The sequence below is a fragment of the Streptomyces sp. NPDC037271 genome (genome assembly GCF_055603605.1).
Window position 1 is genome coordinate 93,464 of record NZ_JBVJVN010000026.1, and the last position, 19,936, is coordinate 113,399.

At 69.4% G+C, this 19,936-nt stretch carries 16 protein-coding genes and 1 pseudogene; 5 read left to right on the plus strand and 12 right to left on the minus strand.

The window, feature by feature from the left end:
* Positions 1-12 precede the first annotated feature (12 nt).
* The 3 genes from ACZ7G3_RS30595 (at position 13) to ACZ7G3_RS30605 (ending at position 2,745) form a co-directional block, all read left to right on the plus strand.
* Positions 13-1,614 carry a glycosyl hydrolase 53 family protein gene (locus ACZ7G3_RS30595; RefSeq protein ID WP_470929422.1) on the plus strand — a complete coding sequence of 534 codons (1,602 nt, stop codon included), beginning with the start codon at positions 13-15 and terminating at the stop codon, positions 1,612-1,614.
* Positions 1,615-1,760: 146 nt separating this feature from the next.
* Complete coding sequence (locus ACZ7G3_RS30600) at positions 1,761-2,186, plus strand: acetylxylan esterase (protein WP_470929424.1); 426 nt, start codon at positions 1,761-1,763, stop codon at positions 2,184-2,186.
* 112 nt (positions 2,187-2,298) lie between these two features.
* The gene (locus ACZ7G3_RS30605) at positions 2,299-2,745 is read left to right on the plus strand and encodes an acetylxylan esterase (protein WP_470929426.1); all 447 of its coding nucleotides are present in this window, start codon (positions 2,299-2,301) and stop codon (positions 2,743-2,745) included.
* A 132-nt stretch (positions 2,746-2,877) separates the two neighbouring features.
* On the opposite strand, the gene ACZ7G3_RS30610 is transcribed toward ACZ7G3_RS30605, so the two are convergent.
* The 5 genes from ACZ7G3_RS30610 to ACZ7G3_RS30630 all read right to left on the minus strand — a co-directional run bounded on the left by ACZ7G3_RS30610 (position 2,878) and on the right by ACZ7G3_RS30630 (position 7,547).
* On the minus strand, positions 2,878-3,777 hold the full coding sequence (locus tag ACZ7G3_RS30610) for an SMP-30/gluconolactonase/LRE family protein (protein WP_470929428.1): 900 nt from the start codon (positions 3,775-3,777) through the stop codon (positions 2,878-2,880).
* 89 nt (positions 3,778-3,866) lie between these two features.
* The gene (locus ACZ7G3_RS30615) at positions 3,867-4,787 is read right to left on the minus strand and encodes a sugar kinase (protein WP_470929459.1); all 921 of its coding nucleotides are present in this window, start codon (positions 4,785-4,787) and stop codon (positions 3,867-3,869) included.
* A gap of 38 nt (positions 4,788-4,825) precedes the next feature.
* The gene (locus ACZ7G3_RS30620) at positions 4,826-5,470 is read right to left on the minus strand and encodes a bifunctional 4-hydroxy-2-oxoglutarate aldolase/2-dehydro-3-deoxy-phosphogluconate aldolase (protein WP_470929430.1); all 645 of its coding nucleotides are present in this window, start codon (positions 5,468-5,470) and stop codon (positions 4,826-4,828) included.
* A gap of 88 nt (positions 5,471-5,558) precedes the next feature.
* Positions 5,559-6,704, minus strand: coding sequence for a galactonate dehydratase (gene dgoD / locus ACZ7G3_RS30625; RefSeq protein WP_470929432.1), 1,146 nt, complete (start codon positions 6,702-6,704; stop codon positions 5,559-5,561).
* Between the two features lie 66 nt (positions 6,705-6,770).
* Positions 6,771-7,547, minus strand: a complete 777-nt coding sequence (locus ACZ7G3_RS30630) for an SDR family NAD(P)-dependent oxidoreductase (RefSeq protein ID WP_470929434.1) — start codon at positions 7,545-7,547, stop codon at positions 6,771-6,773.
* A gap of 268 nt (positions 7,548-7,815) precedes the next feature.
* Between ACZ7G3_RS30630 and ACZ7G3_RS30635 the strand changes: the two genes are divergently transcribed.
* A complete protein-coding gene (locus ACZ7G3_RS30635) occupies positions 7,816-9,135 on the plus strand; it encodes a cellulase-like family protein (RefSeq protein WP_470929436.1) in 1,320 nt (439 codons plus the stop codon).
* A 132-nt stretch (positions 9,136-9,267) separates the two neighbouring features.
* Here ACZ7G3_RS30635 and ACZ7G3_RS30640 read toward each other — a convergent pair.
* Positions 9,268-10,415, minus strand: a pseudogene (locus ACZ7G3_RS30640) (IS1380 family transposase); the annotation flags it as partial.
* 352 nt (positions 10,416-10,767) lie between these two features.
* Between ACZ7G3_RS30640 and ACZ7G3_RS30645 the strand changes: the two are divergent.
* Positions 10,768-11,865, plus strand: coding sequence for an IS110 family RNA-guided transposase (locus tag ACZ7G3_RS30645; protein WP_470929438.1), 1,098 nt, complete (start codon positions 10,768-10,770; stop codon positions 11,863-11,865).
* Between the two features lie 842 nt (positions 11,866-12,707).
* On the opposite strand, the gene ACZ7G3_RS30650 is transcribed toward ACZ7G3_RS30645, so the two are convergent.
* The 6 genes from ACZ7G3_RS30650 to ACZ7G3_RS30675 all read right to left on the minus strand — a co-directional run.
* Positions 12,708-13,718, minus strand: coding sequence for a hypothetical protein (locus tag ACZ7G3_RS30650; protein WP_470929440.1), 1,011 nt, complete (start codon positions 13,716-13,718; stop codon positions 12,708-12,710).
* 133 nt (positions 13,719-13,851) lie between these two features.
* Positions 13,852-14,604: a thioesterase II family protein gene (locus ACZ7G3_RS30655; RefSeq protein WP_470929442.1), complete on the minus strand. Its 753-nt coding sequence runs from the start codon at positions 14,602-14,604 to the stop codon at positions 13,852-13,854.
* 85 nt (positions 14,605-14,689) lie between these two features.
* Entirely contained in the window at positions 14,690-15,883 is a 1,194-nt protein-coding gene (locus tag ACZ7G3_RS30660) for a cytochrome P450 (RefSeq protein WP_470929444.1), read from the minus strand.
* A gap of 19 nt (positions 15,884-15,902) precedes the next feature.
* Positions 15,903-17,225: an MFS transporter gene (locus ACZ7G3_RS30665; protein ID WP_470929446.1), complete on the minus strand. Its 1,323-nt coding sequence runs from the start codon at positions 17,223-17,225 to the stop codon at positions 15,903-15,905.
* Positions 17,225-18,205 (minus strand): TauD/TfdA family dioxygenase, encoded by a 981-nt coding sequence (locus ACZ7G3_RS30670; RefSeq protein WP_470929447.1) that lies wholly within the window; start codon positions 18,203-18,205, stop codon positions 17,225-17,227. Before ACZ7G3_RS30670 ends, ACZ7G3_RS30665 begins: the two co-directional genes overlap by 1 nt.
* A 21-nt stretch (positions 18,206-18,226) precedes the next feature.
* Positions 18,227-19,936: condensation domain-containing protein (locus tag ACZ7G3_RS30675; RefSeq protein WP_470929449.1), on the minus strand; the 1,710-nt coding region annotated here is incomplete at its 5' end.

The following is a 19,936-nucleotide window of genomic DNA, read 5'->3' on the forward strand; positions in this document are numbered from 1 at the left end:
GGAGCTGTTCCTGTGCGTATCCGCAAGAGAACTGCCATAGCGATCGCCGCCGGCCTGGTGCTCCCGGCGGCCACGCTCGCCAGCGCTTCCGCCAGCGCGAATGCGGGCGACCCCAGCCTCCTGGCGAATCCCGGCTTCGAGAGCGGACTGACCGGCTGGAGCAACATCGGCACCAACAACTCGGCCTACAGCCAGTCCACAAGCACCCACAGCGGACAGACAGCTCTTGGCCACGGCAAGAAGGGCCAGTGGTCGGTGAACACGGTGCAGACGCTCACCGGCCTGTCCAAGGGCACCTACACGCTCTCCGCCTGGATCAAGAACGACGGAGTGACCTCCGCCGGCCTGCAGGCGTACTCCTGCGGCGACAGCTCCCAGAGCCTCGACCTGCCCAAGTCCGCACAGTGGACCCGGGTGACGCTCAGCGTCTCGGTGCTCAGCCCGTCGTGCACTGTCGGCATCTGGTCCAACTCCCAGCAGGGCCGGCTCTACGCCGACGACTTCTCCTTCACCCGTGTCACACCCGGCTCGGGCGGCGCGATGGCGGTCGGCGGTGACATCACCTACCGGCGGATGAACGCCGCCGCCGGCGCCCAGTACGCGGACAGCTCCGGCAACAAGAAGGACGTGCTCGACGTCCTCGCCCCCGAGGGCTTCAACCTGGCCCGCATCCGCGTCTACAACAAGCCGGGCGCCTTCGTGACCGTCGACGGCGAGCGCTATCAGCTCCAGCCCGGCTGGCAGGACATCAACGACGCGGTGGCGAACGCCAAGGACGCCAAGGCGCGGGGGATGCAGGTCCTGCTGTCCTTCCACTACAGCGACTTCTGGACCAACCCCGCCCTGCAGATCAGGCCCGAGGACTGGGCCGGCTTCTCCCAGAGCCAGCTTGAGCAGGCAATCTACGACTTCACGGCCGCCTCGGTCCAGAAGATGAAGAACGCGGGCGTCACACCCGAGTACGTCTCCATCGGCAACGAGATCAACAACGCCCTCGCCGACGTGGACCGCTGGACCACCCCGGCCCAGTACTTCGCGCTGTTGCAGTCGGCCTCGAAGGCGGTGAAGGACACCTCCCCGACCAGCAAGACCGTCATCCACCTCACCACCCCGGGGCGCGACCTCTACCAGGGCTGGATCAACGACGCCAAGACGTACGGCCTGGACTACGACATCATGGGCGTATCGCTGTATCCGTTCTGGACGGACATGTCGATCGCGTCCCTGGCCAACTTCGCGAGCTGGGTGGGCTCGGCGAGCGGCAAGCCGGTCATGGCGATGGAGACCGGCTATCCCTTCACCCTCGAGCCGAACGGCGCGAGCGAAACGACCCTGATCGAGAGAAACACCCTCGACCCGGACGGTCCCGAGAACTACGGCGCCACCCCTGAGGGGCAGCTGCGGTGGACGCAGGAGTTCTTCCGCGCCATGCACAACACGGGCAAGGTGGTGGGGATCTCCTACTGGGACCCGATCGCGATCGACTTCGCCGACGGAGCCGACCCCAACGGCTGGGTCGTCGGCGGCGACAACGAGGTCGAGGACACCTCCTTCTTCGACTACAACCAGACGCACAAGGCGCTGCCCAGCCTGAGCGCGTTCCGCACCTGGTAGAACGTGCCTGATCACGAGCCGGCCGGGGAGGACTGCCACGCCCCTGGCCGGCTCGTCACATGCGGACCGCGCCGACGCAGGATCTCGGCCGTTGAAGAAGCACTCCATCACGCACCCCCCGCCCGTAGTCGCAAGGAACTTGCGCCGTGCCGCTCACCGACCTGCCCCTGGGCCAGCTCCGCGTCTACGACGCCGCTCTCGCGGAGCCCTCCGGCTTCGACGCCTTCTGGCAGGACACCCTCGCCCAGGCGTGCGCCGCCGCCGAGCCGCACCCCACCGTTCACCCCGGTCCACAGCACTCTCTCACCGCCGTCGACGTGTACGACGTCCGGTTCCCCGGCTGGCGCGGCCGGCCCGTGGCCGCGTGGCTGCTGCTGCCGCACGGCGCCAAGGAACCGCTGCCCACCGTCATCACGTACATCGGCTACAGCGGCGGGCGTGGACTGCCGACGGACCATCTCCTCTTCCCCTGGGCCGGTTATGCGCAGCTCGTCGTCGGCAGCCGCGGCCAAGGGCACGACACCCCGACCACGGGGAAGGCCCCGGCACCCAGTGGGTCGAGGGCTTCATGACGCGCGGCATCGACGACCCCCGCCACCACTGCTACCGCCGCCTGATCACCGACTGCGTACGCGCCGTGGACTGCGCCCCGGCCTGCCGCACGTCGCCGCCGACCGCATCGTGGTGCAGGGCGCCAGCCAGGGTGGTGGGCTCGCCCTGGCCGTCGCGGGCCTCGCCGGCGAGCAGGTCGCCACCCTCCGGTGCGACGTGCCGTTCCTGTGCCACTTCCGCCGGGGCGCCGACATCGCCGGCGACGGGCCGTACGTCGAACTCGCCCGGTACCTGCGCCTGCACACGCGGGATCAGCCCGAGCGCGCCTTCGCCACTCCGAACCACTTCGACGGGGTGCACTTCGCCGCCCGCGCCACCGCTCCTGCGCTGTTCAGCGTCGGGCTGATGGACCCGGTCTGCCCGCCCTCCACGATCTACGCCGCGTACAACCGCTACGCGGGCCTGAAGGACATCCGCGTCTGGCCGTACGGCGACCACGGCGGCGGGTACGGGTCGTCGTCCGGCGAACACCTGCACTGGCTTCGGCACACGGGGCTGTCCCCTCTCAAGGTCTCCTGATCGGCCTGCCTGCGCTGTGCGGGCCCGGTCGTGGCGGTCCGGTGCTGAGGCAACACAACGAGCGGCGGGTCCGTCCACACGACACCAACAACGTCGTAGTGGACGGACCCGCCGCTCGCGCGGTCCGTCGCGTCAACCGGCCAGGGATGCGGCGGCGCCGGCCGTGACCGGAGCAGTGGCCGTGCAGGAGGCGCGGAGCACGGCGCCGTCCCACGGGCCCGGCTCGGCCAGCCCGTACGTGGCTGTCGTGACGATGAGGTGCTCTCCGGTCAGGCAGACAGCGGTGGGTTGTTGGGCGGGAACGTCCAGGGTCTGCAGCAGCTGACCCTCGGGGCTGTAGCGGCGGATCTGGCTGCCGCCCCAGATCGCCGACCAGATACAGCCGTCGGAATCGACCGCCATCCCGTCCGGGCTGCCGTCCTTGGTGGCGACGCGGAACACCAGGCGCCGGTCGGACAGATCACCGGTCTGCGGGTCGACGCGGAATGCCTCCACCGTGCCCACCGCGGAGTCGGCGAGATAGAGGATGTTGCCGTCCGGGCTGAAGACCGGCCCGTTGGGAACGGTCAGCCCGTCCAAGACGCAGGTCACCGAGCCGTCCTTGTTCCACCTGTGCAGCGCGCCGGCGCCGGGTGTGGCGTCGTAGGCCATGGTGCCGGCCCACATACGCCCGGCGGAGTCGCAGACCGCGTCGTTCATACGCTGCGGGCCGCCGGCCTGAGGCGTGACCGGGGTCGTGCGGACGATCTGCCCGCCCTCGTCGAGGACGGCGAAGGCCATGCCGGTGGCAGCGGCCCAGCCGCGAGGGCCAGGGCTGTCCAGCGGAGCGACCGCGCCCAACGGCTGTCCCAGATGCGCCAGTTCCACCAGGGAGCTGTCCTCGTGCGCGGGCAACTGCACGAGTTTCCCGGCGAGGATGTCGACGAGGACCACGCTGCCGTCGGACAGCAGACGCGGTCCTTCGCCGAGTTCCAGACGGTCGGACGTGACGGGTGCGAAGGTGCCGACCAGCTGGTGGGCGGACACGGCCATGTGACGACCTTTCAAGACGGGGAGGAAGGGAAACTCGGCTCACCAGGTGCCGGGCGGGCTCGGCTTCGGCTTGCGCGTGACGGGCAGGCTCAGCGCACGGTCGCGCCGGGCGCCGCGTCCAGGAGGGAGAGTTCGTCGCGGTGGGGCAGCCCTTCCCAGTCGCCGGGAGTGGCGACGGCGAATGCGGCGGTGCGGGTGGCCCGGTGCAGCCGCTGTTCGGGCGACAGTTCGTCCAGGACGCCGGAGAGGTATCCGGCGCAGAACGCGTCGCCGGCGCCCACCGTGTCGGCCACGGGCACCGGGTGGGCCGGAGTGTGCACGGCCTGGTCGGCGCGGAGATACAGGTCCGCACCCTGGGCGCCCCGCTTGACCACGACCTCCCGTACGCCCTGGGCGAGCAGCTCGACCACCCGATCATGCTCCGGCGTACCGGGCTCTCCGGCGATCAGGGGCAGCTCGTCGTCGGAGGCGATGACGATGTCGATCAGACCGAGCAGCGGGCGCAGCGCGGCCGAGGCGGCCGCGGTATCCCACAGGCGGGTGCGGTGGTTCACGTCGAAGGACACGGTCCAGCCGTGCTCGGCGGCGTATCCGGCCGCAGTCCGCACGCTCTCCAGCGGTCCGGGGCCCAGGGCGCAGGTGATGCCGGTCAGGTGCAGCAGGCGCGCTCCGGCTGCCAGGGCGCTCTTCACATGCGGTGGCTGCATGCGGGACGCGGCGGATCCGGCGCGCCAGTAGTGCACGCGGGCCAAGTCGGCGACCCGGCGCTCGCGCATCAGGGATCCTGTGGGAGCGTCGGGATCGGTGGTGGCATGGTCCACGTGTACGCCTTCGCCGCGCAGCGTCCTCAGGATCATCCGGCCGGGTTCGTCGGCTCCGAGGCGGCCGGCCCAGCCCACGTGGTGTCCCAGGCGGGCCAGGCCCACTGCGACGTTGGACTCCGCGCCCGCGACCGCCGTACGGGCCTGGCCGCCCGAGGTCAGCGCACCGTCCACCTGGAACGAGAGCATCGTCTCGCCGAACGTCAGGGCATCGAGTGGCGCGGCGTTCACGCGTCGGCTCCCGCCGCGCACACGGTCAGGAACTCCCGGGCCCGGACCCGCAACTGGGCCAGGTCCCCGCCCTGCGCGGCATCACCGAGCAGGGGCGAGCCCACGCCCACGGCGACGGCTCCCGCGGCGAAGTAGGCCCGGGCCGCCTCGGCATCCACGCCGCCCACCGGTACGAACGGCATGTCGGGCAGCGGGTCGCGCAGCGCGCGCAGATAGGCGGGGCCGCCTATGGAGGCGGGGAACAGCTTGACCGCGGCGGCACCGGACCGCATCGCGGCCACCGCCTCCGTCGGTGTGAGCGCACCGGCCAGCACGGGCACGCCGAGCGCGACCGCGTGCTCGAACCCCTTGTCCAGGGCCGGCGTCACCATCCACCGGGCTCCCGCGTCCCGGGCCCGCAGAGCGTCCTGCTCGGTGACAACCGTTCCCGCACCGATGACGGCGTCGCTGCCGGTTTCCTCGACGGCCTGCGTGATGACCGCCTCGGCACCGGGCGTCGTCAACGAAATCTCGATCAGGCGCACGCCCTCCTGGGCGAGCGCCAGCACGCTGGCCAGCGCGGCCTTGGGGTCGCTGCCGCGCACGATGGCCACCAGCCGGTCGCGGCGCAGTTCGCGGGTGAAGTCGGTGCGGGTCAGCATCAGTTGTTCTCCGTGATACTCGGCGAGGGCGAGGGCTGGAGCGGGGGATGAGACAAGTCCGGGGATGGGCCCAGGGGCAAGGGGCAGGTCACCATTCAGCGAAGGAGCCGTCGGTGTGACGCCACAGCGGGCTCCGCCAGTCCGGCGCGCTGTCGTTCGCGCGACGTACGGCCTGCTCGTCGACCTCGATGCCCAGGCCCGGACCCATGGGCCGGTTGATGTGGCCCTGGTCGAACCGGAAGACCGTGGGGTCGACCAGATAGTCCAGGACCTCGGCGCCGGCGTTGTAGTGGATGCCGATGCTCTGTTCCTGGATGAGGAAGTTCGGCGTGCTGAAGGCGACCTGGAGACTGGAGGCGAGCGAGATCGGGCCCAGCGGGCAGTGCGGGGCAAGGAGCACATCGAAGGTCTCGGCCAGCGACGCCATACGCCGTACCTCGGAGATGCCTCCCGCATGGGAGAGATCGGGCTGCAGGACGGCGATGCCGGCCTGCAGGGCGGGCAGGGCGTCGGTACGGGAGAAGAGCCGCTCACCCGTGGCGATGGGCACGGGCGAGGCCGACACGACGTCCTGAAGACGGTGCGCGTGCTCCGGGAGGACGGGCTCCTCGACGAACAGCGGGTGTAGCGCGGCGAGTTCGGGCAGCACGCGGCGGGCACTGGCGGTGGTGAACCGGCCATGGAAGTCGATCGCGAAGTCCCGGTCGGGCCCGAGGACGTCGCGCGCGATGCGGGCCCGCTCGACCACGGCGTGCACTTCCCCCGCGGTGGCCAGCTTCCCGGTCCGCCCGCTGGCGTTCATCTTGACCGCCGTAAAACCGGCCTCGACCTGCGCCTGGAGGGCCTCGGCGATCTCACCGGGTTCGTCGCCGCCCACCCAGCTGTAGGCGCGTACACGGTCACGCACCGGGCCGCCGAGCAGCACATGGACCGGCACGTCGAGGGCCTTCCCCGCGATGTCCCACAGGGCCTGGTCGATACCGGCGACGGCACTCGACAGGATCGGCCCGCCCCGGTAGAAGGTGCCCTTGGTCATGGTCTGCCAGTGGTCCTCGATACGCATCGGGTCCTGGCCTATGAGGTATTCGGCGAGTTCGTGCACGGCCGTGCGGACGGTGGCGGCCCGGCCTTCCACCACCGGCTCGCCCCAGCCCACCACACCGTCGTCGGTCTCGATGCGGCAGAACAGCCAGCGAGGCGGCACGGCGAAGGTCTCCACCCGGGTGATTTTCAAGAGAGATGGCTCCAAGACAGGGAACTGAGATCAAGGAAGACGAGGTACGGCGGGGATGCCGGCCGCTCACGAGGAGTTCTTCAGTACGCTCCAGCCACCGTCGACGACGAGGGAGGTGCCCGTCACGTAGGACGCGTCGTCGCTGACGAGGAAGGCGATGGCGGCGGCGACCTCCTCGGGTCGGCCCAGGCGGCCCGTAGCTGTCTCGGCGGCGCTGGCCCGCCGGTCGTCCTCATCGATGGCGTCCCACGCCTGGGTCAGGACCGGGCCGGGCAGCACGCTGTTCACACGGACCTGCCCGCCGTACTCGACCGCCAACTGCCGTGCCAGGCCGGTCAATCCGGCCTTCGCGGCCGCGTACGCGGGACGTCCCGGCAGACCGACCAGCGCGTGCACGGACGACACCAGCACGACGCTTCCGTCCGTCGCGCGGAGGTCGTCGAGGCAGGCTCGCACGCCGAGAAACGATCCGCTCAAGGTCACGGCGAGCTGCCGGTTCCACTGCTCGGCGCTGGTCTCATGGGCCGGTGCCACCTGGACCGTGTAGGCGTTGCTGACCAGGGCCCGAATCGGACCGAACGCCTGGCGCGCTGCCTTGGCCGTCCTGGCCCAGGAGGACTCGTCGGCGACATCGCAGTAGTGGAACAGTGCCTCGCCGCCGTCCTTCCGGATGCCGGCGGCCACGGCCTCGCCGGCCTCGGCATCGATGTCGGCGAGGACCACGCCGGCGCCCTCGGAGGCGAGACGTCGGGCCGTGGCCGCCCCGATCCCGGAGGCGGCTCCGGTGACGAGCGCGCACCGGTCGCTGAGGCGTTCCGAGGGGGATACCCGTGCGGGAAGCATGGAGACGACTCCTGTGGCTGAGGCAGCAACGACAACATCATTAAATATTAATTATCCATGCAGGCCAAGAGGTGTGTCGGCTTCGACCGGGGGTGATGGTGGTCGAGGGTGGCTTCTCTGATCGGAAATTATGAATTAACGTGCCACCGTCGTGGGCTGAGACCGCCGACCAGCCGCCCACGCCCGTGTGCCGCACTGCCCTCGGTTTCGCCACGTCAGGGCGTCTCCGCGGCCTCCCCTCACCGTCACCGACCACGAAACGGACGAGATGGCCTACTCACCGATACCTCTGCCGACCCACCTGCCGGACCGGCTCACCATCACCCTGTGGGACTTCACCTGGTACACCCGCACCGGGCCGGGCGAACCCTTCGAGAACCTCGACCGCGCCTTCGCCGAAGCCGTCGATCGCGGTTACAACACCATCCGGATCTGCGCCATGCCGTTCCTCGTCTTCGGCTCCGGCCTGACCGGAGAAATCGAACTCGGCCCCTTGGGCGGCGAGTACGGCCAGGGCACACGCTGGTACGACGTGCGGCACCGCACCCGCATCGACCCGAGGGCGCATCTGCTGGAACTGCTGCGGACCGCGCAGCGCCACGGCGTGGTCGTGATCATCTCCAGCTGGGAGTACCAGCAGAGCAGTGCCTTCGCCGGTGATCGCCGGTGGTTCGACGCGCTCATGGCCGTCAGCCCCGAAGACCGGCCTGTACGGCTGGCCGACGCCCTGGCGGACCTGTGCGATCTAGCCGAGGCAGAGGGACTGTCCGACGTGATCGCGTTCGTCGAACTGCACAACGAGGTCCAGGGCGGCTACCTCACCGAAGGGCTCCCTGGCAAGGAACCCGCCGTGGTGGAGCTGCGCGAACGCCTCGAAGCGGGCCTGGACCGCTTCCATGAACGTCGCCCCACCATTCCCGCAACGGTCAACTACGCCCGGGTCCCCCTGGAATCCTTCCGCGGCATCCCGCACAACATCGACGTCGGCATCTTCCACCCGTACGTCTATGGGGTCCTCGACGAGCTCGTCACCGGCTACGGACTGCGGTCGCCCGACGGCGGCTTCGACGAGGAGCGCGCCCGCACCGACCTGATGCGCCCGGGCGCGCCGCCCTTCGACCAGTGGCTGCCGCCGGCCGGCGAGGAATGGCGTCAGCAGGCCACGATCGTCGGCAAGCCCGAGATCTACGTACACGACTGGTGCGACGCCGAGGTCTGGGATCGCATCCTCTACGAACGCTACGGCGCGCACCACCTCGCCATGCTGACTACCCTGGAGACATGGATGTCGGCAGCCGCCGACCTGTGCGTCGGCCGCGGGATTCCGCTGGTCTTCGGCGAGGGCTGGATCGGCTACACCCCCTTGAACGGCACCTTCGAAGAGGGCCCGATCGGCGCCGAGTTCTGCAGGCGCGCCGTCCGGGGCAGCGCCGAGGTGGGTGCCTGGGGCACCATCGTGTGCTCGAACGCGGCACCCCACCACCCCATGTGGAGCCAGACGGAACTCCAGCGGGAGTGCAACGAGCTCTTCCTTCAAGCAGCGAAGGAGTCTTGGTCCTTGGTCTTTCAGCCTGGATCCACCGTGTGAATCCTGATCGGGTTTGCTGATCGGTTTTCGGGTGGTTTTCCGGTTTCGGGTAGGGGTGGGTGCCGGATGGCCGGTCCGGTGGCGGGGTCTTTGAGGTCCTTCGGGTCGTGGGCGGGCAGTCGGTCCGGCTTGTCAGGTGCGCAGGCGGTGACCGACGGCCGTCCAGAGGTTCTCCAACGCTCCCTGCCAGGGCCATCGGTCGGGGAGGTGGGTGCGTGCACCCGTGGCGAGGCGGGCGGGGACGGCGATCAGGTGGCGTCGGACGGTGCCGGTGCGGGCTTTCGCGTGGAAGGCGGAGGCCAGGGCGCCGAGCGCGCGGGTGAGGTTGTGGGCGAGGGCAGCGAGCGTGAGCCAGGCCGCGTTCGCGGTGAACTTCCCCGACGGCAGGTGGCCGAGGGCGGAGTCCTCCAGGTCGGCGAAGACTTGCTCAATGATGGCGTGCCGGCGGTGGGTGGCCTCGGCCTCGGCAAGGCCGAGCGCGGTGTCGGTGAACACAGCGTGGAGACGATGGGCGGTGAACAACTCGCCCTGCCTCTCGGAGACATGAGCCTGACCGAGGCGCTTGACGCGGCGGACCAGGAGCCGGGCCGTGGCGTGGTGCTTCTGGGGCTTGCCGGTGAAGGCGGTGTATGCGGTCTCGGCGACCTCGGCGTCGGAGACCCACCGCTGCCCGTCCTCGTCGAAGACCGCGTCCGTGTACGTGATCGCCGTCCACGCGGCCTCGTTGATGGCGTCGATGGCGCTGCGGACCTTCCTTCGCTGGGCGATCGTGAAAGAGAAGCGCACCCCCAGACGGCGGCAGGCGGACACGGTCTTGTGCGAGCAGAACGCGGAATCGCCGCGCACGATGATCTGGCCCACCGCGCCCATGGCCCGGACCGTGTTCACCGCTTCGGCGATCAGATGCGCGGCGCCCTTGCCGGAGCCGGCCGAGCCCTTGCGCAGCCGCGAGGCCACGATGACCGGCGCAGCGACGGGCGTGGAGGCGGTCACGATCTGGACGTGCAAGCCACGCTGTCTGGTGCAGCCGAAGGCGGCGCCCTGCTTGGCGTAGCCGTGGACGGGCTTCATCTTCGAGTCGATGTCCAGGAACACCACCTGGTCCGCGCCGGGCAGCAAGGCGCAGTGCCGGACCAGGTTCGCCGTGAAGCCCGCACGGCGGACTCCAGTTGACGCACGTGCCCCCAGGTGAAGGCGCGCAGGAACGTGCCCAGCGTGGAGGGGGCGCGTATCCCGGAGAACGCCCGGGACATCGCCCCGTGCCGCAGCACATCCACATCGATACGGTCAGGAGTGGACGAAGAGCCAACACGTCGTCAACCCGCCCAATCAGGTTGAGTCTCGCTTCGGCCGAAGCCAACCGGCAGTGAGCGAGTCATGTCGCTGTACCGGGATCGGTGGGACGGTTGTGCGGTGCCATCCCGGACGGGGTCTGACTCGTGAGATTTTTGACCGAAGTGTCCAGTCACCGGCATGTCGACCGTCGTTGCGGGATGCTGCCTGCCACCGAGCCACAGGGCGTGTCCCTACAGGGGCCTTGTCGAGTTCCAGGCGCCATCACGGTTCAGACCGCCCGAGCGGGCCGGTGCCATCCACACAGCCAGCACGTCACCACGTGGGAGGCGAATCATCATGACGACCCGACAGCGCAGTACCTCCTCGAGCACGGATCCGCCCGTCCGGCGCGAGGTCGTCCTGGGCGTGGACACGCACGGCGAGGTTCATGTCGCCGCCGTGATCTCCCCGCTCGGGAAGGTCCTGGGAACCGATTCCTTTCCGGCGACGGCGGCCGGTTACCGACAGTTGCTCGTGTGGGCCCGCAAGCGGGGTACGGTGCGCCGAGCCGGCGTGGAGGGCACGGGCACCTTCGGTGCGGGCCTGTCCCGCTACCTCCTGGCCCAGCACATCCTGGTGTTCGAAGTGAACCGGCCCGACCGGTCGGCCCGCCGTCTGCTCGGCAAGTCGGACCCGCTCGACGCTCAGGCCGCAGCGCGAGCCGTGCTCAGCGGTCGCGCCCGTGCCCAGGCCAAATCTGGCGACGGACCCGTGCACGCCGCCCGGATCTACAAGCTCGCCAAGGACTCGGCGGTCAAGGCCCGCACCCAGGCGATCAACCAGCTCAAGGCCGTCTTGGTCATCGCCGACCCCGCCCTGTGGGAACGGCTGTCGAGCCTGGGCAATGCCGAGCTGTTCCGCACCTGCGCGCGCCTCGGCCCACCCGGTCGTGGGGGAGACGAGGACGCGGTGGCCCAGGCCACCCACATGACATTGCGCATGCTCGCCGAGCGCATCGAGCAGCTCACCGGGCAGATCAATGAGCTGAACCAACGCCTGACCCAGCTCGTCGAACACCACGCCCCACAGCTGCTCGTACCGGTGGGCATCGGCCCGGACAGTGCCGTTACTCTCCTGATCACCATGGGGGACAACCCCGAGCGGCTGAACACCGAGGCGTCCTTTGCTGCCCTTTGCGGAGTCAGCCCCATCGAGTACTCCTCCGGCCGGCGGCGCACGCGCCGGCTCAACTACGGTGGCGACCGGCAGGCCAACGCCGCCCTGCACCGGATCGTGTTCACCCGGCTACGTCACGATCCGCGTACCCAGGCGTATTACGAACGCCGCACGCAGGAGGGCAAGACCCGACGCGAGATCGTCCGATGCCTCAAGCGATATGCCGCCCGAGAGGTCTTCAACCTGGTCAGACCGGTTTCCCGCACCCCCGTGTTTTAGCGGCGTCCGTGAGACGTGAGAGGGTCTGGGGCGTGAGTGAGACACCACCAGACACCCTGCAATACCGCTTTGACGGGCCAGAAGACGCCCCGGTCCTGATCCTGGGTCCCTCACTGGGTACCACATGGCACAGGTTGTAGAGACCGTCCGGGGGCGTCTACGCCAGTCCAGCGCGGGCATGAAGTTGCAGGTCAGCTCCTCTCGTTCCGGGACAGTCTGCCTAGTTGGTGATTGCGGTGTGACACGAGGGTGATACGGCGAGGTCCCACCGAGGTCCGCCCTGGCGGGATCTCTGCGCGGATCCGTGAGACGGCGAAGCCGCATCGGAGCATTCCGGTGCGGCTTTTCTGTGAGATCGAACGCGCTGGCGCGCGATGCGTTCGGTGACTCATGCGGTCCGTGTGCCTTTGACTCTCTCGGGTGCATGATTTGCGATCGCACCCGCTCATCTGTCCGTACGACGGGTGCGTGTCCCTCCCAGTGCGACCGGGTCACGTGAGTGAAGGTCCGCTCTGATCGCCCGACGCACCGTCAGCCGACGACCGCCCCGGCCACCGGTCGTCACCTGATGCCCACGACCGTCACCCAACACAACTGTGGTGAATGTTTACCCTCGAAGCCGCCGAGGGCACCAGGGGCGGGAGCCTTGACGAGCGGTGTTCCACAGCGGCAACAGGGCGCAAGACGGATTCCACTGATCGCCGCAATACCAACCGATCGATGAACACATAGGGCGGGTGCGTCAAGAGTGATCGCCGGAGGATCTAATGGCGAGTTGAACGCTGGTACAGGACCACTGGGCCGGCAGCGCCCTTCGGCGAGGGGCTGCCGGCTTCCGGGTGTCAGGAGCAGGTGTACTGCACGGGGCGGAAGCTCTCGTTCCCGAAGACAGTCAGCTCGTTGGCGCTAATCGCCATGAGTCTGAATGAGTCTGAGGCTCCGGACAACGAGTCGGCGACCACGCCGTCACGCCACATGACAGCCCGTGAAGTCGAGCCGACGAACGCTTGGCCGCCCACGGTTCCGTTCCCGCCGATGGCCCTTGCCTCGATGGCGCCATTGCTGATGGTCCGGACCAGTGAACCCTGAGCATCCCATTCGGCCGCGGCGTAACTTGTGTCATTGTTTATGCTGCCGACAACGCGCCCGTTCCGAATCGCCCATGGAGTTCCCTTGCCGTTGGAGCCTCGCGCGGCGAGCGTGTGCCACTGATTGTTGATGTCGGCGACGAAGCCCTCCGATTCGGTGTACCCGACGATCCTGCCTTGCTCGTCGATGTCGGTGGGGATGAGGGTGTCGGCCGCGGGAGTGGTCAGTTCTCGGTAGGTTCCCGGTGCGCTCGCCGGCCACACCACCAGGATGCGCTTCGACCCGACTCCGGCGGTCCCGGCGATGTCACCGGCATTGTTGATCACGGTGGCCACCGAGTTATCCCAGTTCGGATTGGACGGCAGCGCAGTCGTCGTCCCGGTGCGGCTCACCGTCACGGCCGTGAACTTGCCGTTGACGATGTCGTCGCCCACGATCAGGCCCGCCGCGTTGACGTCCGACACGTTGGGCTTGGTCGCGGGCAGCCGCAACACGACCTTTCCGTTGTCCCACAGCGTTCCCCGCTTGTCCTTGTAGCCGGAAGGCCCGATGATGGACCGCGTTCCGGTGACGCCGACTCCGTACCGGCCGCCGTCGCTTCCGTACAGCGTGCCGGCGGTTGTGGTGGATGGCAGTTCCCACGCCGTCTTTTGCCATTGGCAGGCTGCCGCCTGAGCCGTGTTAACCGGCACGAGACCGAGTGCCGCCGTGAGCGACGCCGCAGCGAGCGCACATCTCTTTCGTCGGTGCAACAAGGAATTCACCCTTTCCATTGAGTTATACGCCTTTCGGCAGCTGAGCCTGATTTGACTCGACTTGGCATGTCGAGCAGCTTGAACGAGGATGAAACAACAATCAGGTGCGGTAGCTTCTGAAGCCTTGACCCGGGGGATTCCGCTAAACCGGAAGGGACGGTGCCGGTTCCATGGCGATACGGGCCACCTGCTCGGCAGCCGGCACCAGATAGAAGTGATCTCCCTCCAGCACCGTGAGAGTGAAGGCGCCCGACGTCATCGCGCTCCACCCCGCCGTCTGCTCCGCGGTGACCTGTGGGTCCCGGTCGCCCGTCAGGGCGTGGACATCGGCGCGCAGCAGGGGTGCGTCGGTCCGGCGGCGGTAGCCGTCGATCAGACGGTAGTCGTTGCGGATCGCCGGCAGGAGCAGCTCCCGCAGGTCCGGGTCGTCGAAGACGGTCGTGTGAGTGCCGCCCAGGGACCTGACCGTCTCCACCACCTCCTCGTCCGTTCGCACGGCCGGGCCGACGGCACCGTCGGGGGACCGGCCGGAAACGCAGAGGCGGGTGATGTGGGCTGCGGCCCCCGCCTGTTGGAGGCACAAGAGCGTCTCGTACGCCACGGCCGCACCCATGCTGTGGCCGAAGAACACCGTGGGCAGCGGCGGCACGGTCAGCAGCTCGTCGGCGACGGCCGACGCCAGCGGGTCCATCGTCGGGATCAAAGCTTCCCGGAACCGGTTCTCGCGGCCCGGATACTGGACGGCCAGCAACTCCACCGAGGGGTCCGCGTACAGGGACCACGGGCGGAAGAAGCTCGCCGCGCCTCCCGCGTGCGGAAAGCAGACCAGGCGGCGCGCCGGGCGCTCGGGCCGGGTGTGGCGGGTCAGGTACGTCGAGGGGGAGGGGAGGGACATGTGAGGGTCCGATCGTCAGCCGAGGATGGCCTCGCCCAGCGAGGTGAGGCTCTTGCACGCGGAGGGGCTCGATATCGAGGGGAGGTCAGCGCCAATCCATGGAGACCTCAAGGCTGCTGTAGCCCTGCACGAGGTTGGAGCGCATCCAGCGCACCTCTCCGGCCAGTTCCACCCCCCGTGCCTCGGCTGCGAGCTCTTGGAGCAACACGCGTAGTTCGAGCCGGGCCAGAGCGGCACCGAGGCAATGGTGCGGACCGTTGCCGAACCCCAGGTGGCGGTTGGGCGCACGGTCCGGGACGAAGCGGTGCGGGTCGGGGAAGAGTCGCTCGTCGCGGTTGGCGGCGGACAGCCACGCCACCACCGGCTGCCCCTTGAGGATCTCCTGACCACCGATCTCGCAGTCCTTGGTCGCCACCCGCAGCACGTGCGCCGCCGGGGACGTCCAGCGGACCACCTCCTCCATGGCGGGGCCGGCGAGTTCCGGGTCGGCGTGCAGCGCGTCCAGGGTGCCAGGGAACTCCTGGAAGGCGTGGAAGGCTCCGGTGATCGAGTGGCGGGTGGTCTCGTTGCCGCCGATCAACACGTTGTCGCAGTTGACGAGCACGTCCTCGGTGCTGAGCCGCCCGTCCTCCAGCAACGCGCTTACCAGGTCGGCACCGGGCTGCCGACGGCGTCGTTCGATCAGTTCGTGGAAGTAGAAGAGGATCTCCGTGTGCGCCTCGGCCGGGGTCATCCTGTCGAAGCTGCTCTCCTCGCCGCCGAAGGCGTGGTTGGTCAGTTCGATCAGCTGTTCCCGCTCACTGAGTGGCACGCCGATGACCTCGCACACGATCGCGGCGGGGAGCCGCGGGCCGATGCCCTGGGCGATGTCGGTAGAGTCCTGCGACCGCAGCCGGTCGATGATGTCCCGGACCTCCCGGTGCAGCACCGACTGGAGCTCGGGGGCGCGCAACCGTGAGAGGAATGGTCCGATGAGCCGCTTCAGCGTGGAGTGCCAGCTGCCCTCGCTCACCACCAGCATCCTGCCGCCCGAGTGGTCGGGGTGCTCGGCGTCGAAGCCGATCATCATGCCGTACTCGGAGGTGAAGGGCGCCTTAGGGGAGAGGACGGCGGCGACGTCGCGGTGGGAGAAGACCGACCAGAAGCCGGACGGGGACAGGCCCGGATCGCTCCAGACCTTCGCGTCCGCCCGGGTGTAGTCGTCCCACATGGTGAAGCGGACATTGGAGGTATAGAGATCGGGGTTGGCCAGGTCGATGGTGGCCGGGTCAATGGTCATGGTGGGCTGTCTCTGTCTGTCAGCGGACGGGGGGCTGGGTCGTCGCGGCCGGTTGTGGAGCAGCCGCCGGTTCGGGGGCAGCTGCGCCGGCATGGGAGCGGTCGGTGTCGGACGGTGCGGTCTCGGCCGCGCCGGGCTCCGGTACGTCGCGCAGCGCTGGACTCAGCGACATCAGCAGGGCGATGACCGCCATCACCGCCGTGCAGCCGAGCAGGCCGGCGAACCGGCCTGCCAGGTCGAGCACGATGCCGCCGGCCAGCGGGGCGATCGCCCCGCCGCCACCGCTCGCGATGGCCGCCACGCTCACCACCCGCCCTCGGTGACTGTCCGGGGTGAGGACCAGCTGCCAGGTGGTGAAGTACGCGTTGGCCGTCGGTGCCGCGAAGGCAATGGCCCCCAGCAGCACCCCCGGCGTCCAGAAACCCGGCAGCACCGCGATCCCCACCGTCAGCACGACGAACGTCCACAACACGACGTGGATGGGCCGGGCGCCGGTCAAGACCCGCTGGAGCAGCGGTGCTGCGAGGGCGCCCAGCAGGCCGCCGACGCCGAGCAGCGCCGCCATCACACCGATGAGCCCGGTGGCCATGCCGCCGGTCTGCGCCGAGGCGATGACGACGAAGTAGATGACACCGAAGAAGAAGTTCGTCGCCGTCGCGCACGCCAATCCCATGCGCAGGAACGGATGGGAGGTGATGAAGCGGACCCCTTCCAGCAGTCCCCGCACGCTGAGCACTGGTCGGCCAGCCGCAGCGCCGGCGGCCGGCGGTTGCCGCTTCAGGAACAGCAGCAGGACCAGCCCCGCCAGATGCGCCAGGCAGCCGACGACGAACGGGAACGCGTTCTTCAGCGCCAGCAGGAACCCACCGGCGGACGTGCCGGCCAACTGACCCGCGTACGTGCGCGCCGCGTTCATGGCCACCGCGTCGGAGAGCTTTTCCTCCGCCACCAGGCTCGGGATCATCGCCTCGCCCGCCGCCATGGTCAGGGCGGTCGCCGCACCGTTGACCAGGGCGAGCGCCACCAGAGCGGTCAGCGACACGGCGTCCGCCCACAGCAACAGGGCCAGCGTGCCGAACACCACCACCAGCACGGCCTGGCAGCACAGCATCACGGACCGGCGGTCGTACCGGTCGGCGACGGCTCCGGCAGGCAGCCCCGCCAGGAGCATCGCCGCCGCGTCGACGAACCCGATGATCCCGGCCTGCGAGGGCGAGCCGGTCAGCGCCAGCACGATCAGCGGCAGCACGATCAGCGACGTGCTGTAGGCGAACTCACCGAGCGCCGACCCCGCCCACAGCAGTGTGAAGCCGCCGCCGCGCCGCGTCTTGGCCGACGGCATCAGCCGAGGAGCCGCGAGCGCGTCTTCGTCCGCACATAGGTGCGGCGCAGATCACGGACCAGACTGGTGCGCTTGAGCCAGCGATCCGTGCCGTCGTAGCGGGGTGTGAACGTGTCGCGCCCGTGGACGGCCCGGTGGTTGTCGATGAACACGGCGTCCCCGGGGCTCAGGACGACCCGCTGCGCCGCGGCGGCCAGCAGGCCGGCGGCCTCCCTCATGGCGGCCTCCGCCTCGGTGTCGCCGGGCACCGTGTCGGTGAAATCCGCGTCGATCCGCAGGTACGGCGCCTCCTCGGGACCGAATAGCACGGACGCCATCTCGTGCGGACGGTCCTCCAGCGCCGACGGGTTCTCCGCACTGTGCTGCGGCACCACGTGGTGGGAGTCGTCCGGGAAGAACCGGAAGCGGTCCTGGTGCAGCACCCGCCGTACCGGCTCGGGGAAGTCCACGGACTCCACCAACGCCACCGTCGTACCCACGGCGTCGGGGTTGCGCAGGCACATCAGCGCCACGTAATCACCCCGGCAGGAGTGGAACACGTCCTCCGTGTGCAGCGTGAGCTGCTGCTGGCTGCTTGCGCTGGTCAGGGAGTTCTCCTGCCCCTTGGACGGGCAGACGTCGTGCACGAGGCGGCCGTTCTGCTGGTTGACCCAGCCGAACGGCTCCCCGAGCACGGACCCGACGAGCAGCAGCACCAGCTCCTCGCGGATAGCCGCTGCCTCCTTCTCCGCGACCTTCCAGCTCGGCGGGGTCGGCACGAGGCCGTCGTCGACGGGCAGGTTCCCCAGCACGATGACGGCGTCCTCGGCGGCACGGGACGACACCAGGAACCGACGTACTCCCACGGGGAGCCGCTCCGCCTCGGCGCGGATCTCGTTCGCGTACTCCAGCGGTGCCCAGACCGGGTGGGTGGTGAGGAACGCATCCGCCACGGTGGTCAGTTCGTTCTTCTCGATGTCACTCAGCACATAGCGAGCCACTGCAAAACCTTCCGATGATGGTCACTTGCCAGCCGCGGCGGCGATCTGCCGCAGGGCGGTGTGGAAGCCGTCCGCGAGCCGACGGACGGTGGTGGGGGCGTGGGCGGACGGCGCGTACAGCCAATCGACGCGCAGCTCGCCGTCGCTGACGGCGGCGACGACGTCGATCAGGTGCGGACGGGCCTCGCCGGGCGCATGGTCGGCGCCGAGGCCGTCCAGCCGGTCCCGGACGAGTCCGCCGTTGTGGCTGGCCGCGCCGTCCCACTGGCCGAGGTAGTTGAAGCTGATCCGCGGATGCGGGGCGGAGGCCAGGGCGGTGTGCGCGGCGCTGCCCGGCTCGGACAGGTAACGCAGGGCCCCGTAGCCGAGTCCGCGCCCAGGCAGCTTGCGCAGGGTCTTCTTGACGGCCTTCAGCGCCGCCTCCCAGGGGCCCTCGGGAACGTCGAGGGCGACGGGATAGATCGTCGTGAACCAGCCGACCGTACGGGACAGGTCGACGTCGTCGAACAGCCCCTCGCGGCCGTGGCCCTCGAGGGCGATCGTGACCGGTGCGCCCGCCCAGTCCCGCAGGACCCGGCCGAGCGCGGCCAGCAGCACGTCGTTGATCCGGGTGCGGAACGCGCCGGGCGCGCGCTGGAGCAGCGCCTCCGTCGCGGACCGGTCCAGCACTGAGGACTCCACGGCGACCTCGCCGTACGTGCTCGCCGGCTGCCCATCGCACGGAACTTCCATGGTGCCGGACACGGCATTGCGCCAGTACGCGGTCTCGTGGTCCAAGCCGCCGGAGCGGACGTGCGCGGTCAGGCGCCGCGCCCACTGCTGGTAGCTGCTGGTCTTCGGAGCCAGGTCCACGGACCGACCCTCGGTGAGCTGAGCATAGGCGGTGGACAGGTCCTCCAGGACGATGCGCCACGACACGCCGTCCATTACCACGTGGTGCATGGCCAGGAACAGACGGGGCGGCGCCCCGTCCGGCACGCGCACGAAGAGCCCTCGCACCAGGGTGCCCGCGCGCAGGTCCAGGGCGCGCTGGACCTCCAGCGCCGCCTCGTCCAGCGCACGCTCCCAGCTGGCCACCGCCATCAGGTCTCGGACCGAGAGCAGCCCACCGGGACGTTCGCCGTACTCCTGGACCCAGCCGCCCGCGCCGTCGTCCGTGTACCGCATGCGCAGCACGTCGTGGTGGTCGACCACCGCCGCGAGGGCGCGCTCCAGCACGGCAGGGTCCGTGTCCGGAGCCAGGGTGACGTGCACGGACATCGCGTACTGGTCGGGGTGCGCCCTGTGCTCGGCGAAGAACCACCTCTGGATGGGGGTCAGTTCCACCCTGCCCGCCGCCTCGGTCGCGTGGTCGCCGGTGGCCGGTGCGTCGGCGTCCGCACGCCGCAGGACGGACGCCAGCTCGGCGATGGTCTGGTGAATGAACATCTGCTTCGAGGTCAGGTGCAACCCCGCTTGGCGGGCGTGGGAGATGAGCTGGATGGCGAGGATGGAGTCGCCGCCGAGTTCGAAGAAGTTGTCGTGGATGCCGGCCTTCTCCACACCGAGGACGCCGGCCCAGAGGGCGGCGAGGGTCTCCTCGGTCTCGTCGCGGGGTGCTTCGTAGGCGGTGGCGAGCTGTTCCGTCTGCACCTGCGGTTCGGGCAGTGCGCGGCGGTCGACTTTGCCGCTGGGGGTGAGGGGGAGGTGGTCGAGGGGGACGAAGACGGCGGGGACCATGTAGTCGGGGAG

Bases quoted from the DNA above. Each gene is read 5' to 3' on its own strand.
- ACZ7G3_RS30610 (WP_470929428.1), bottom strand. From the start codon at position 3,777: ATGGCCGTGTCCGCCCACCAGCTGGTCGGCACCTTCGCACCCGTCACG.
- ACZ7G3_RS30615 (WP_470929459.1), bottom strand. From the start codon at position 4,787: ATGCTCTCGTTCCAGGTGGACGGTGCGCTGACCTCGGGCGGCCAGGCC.
- ACZ7G3_RS30620 (WP_470929430.1), bottom strand. From the start codon at position 5,470: ATGCTGACCCGCACCGACTTCACCCGCGAACTGCGCCGCGACCGGCTG.
- ACZ7G3_RS30630 (WP_470929434.1), bottom strand. From the start codon at position 7,547: ATGCTTCCCGCACGGGTATCCCCCTCGGAACGCCTCAGCGACCGGTGC.
- ACZ7G3_RS30635 (WP_470929436.1), top strand. From the start codon at position 7,816: ATGGCCTACTCACCGATACCTCTGCCGACCCACCTGCCGGACCGGCTC.
- ACZ7G3_RS30645 (WP_470929438.1), top strand. From the start codon at position 10,768: ATGACGACCCGACAGCGCAGTACCTCCTCGAGCACGGATCCGCCCGTC.
- ACZ7G3_RS30655 (WP_470929442.1), bottom strand. From the start codon at position 14,604: ATGTCCCTCCCCTCCCCCTCGACGTACCTGACCCGCCACACCCGGCCC.
- ACZ7G3_RS30660 (WP_470929444.1), bottom strand. From the start codon at position 15,883: ATGACCATTGACCCGGCCACCATCGACCTGGCCAACCCCGATCTCTAT.
- ACZ7G3_RS30665 (WP_470929446.1), bottom strand. From the start codon at position 17,225: ATGCCGTCGGCCAAGACGCGGCGCGGCGGCGGCTTCACACTGCTGTGG.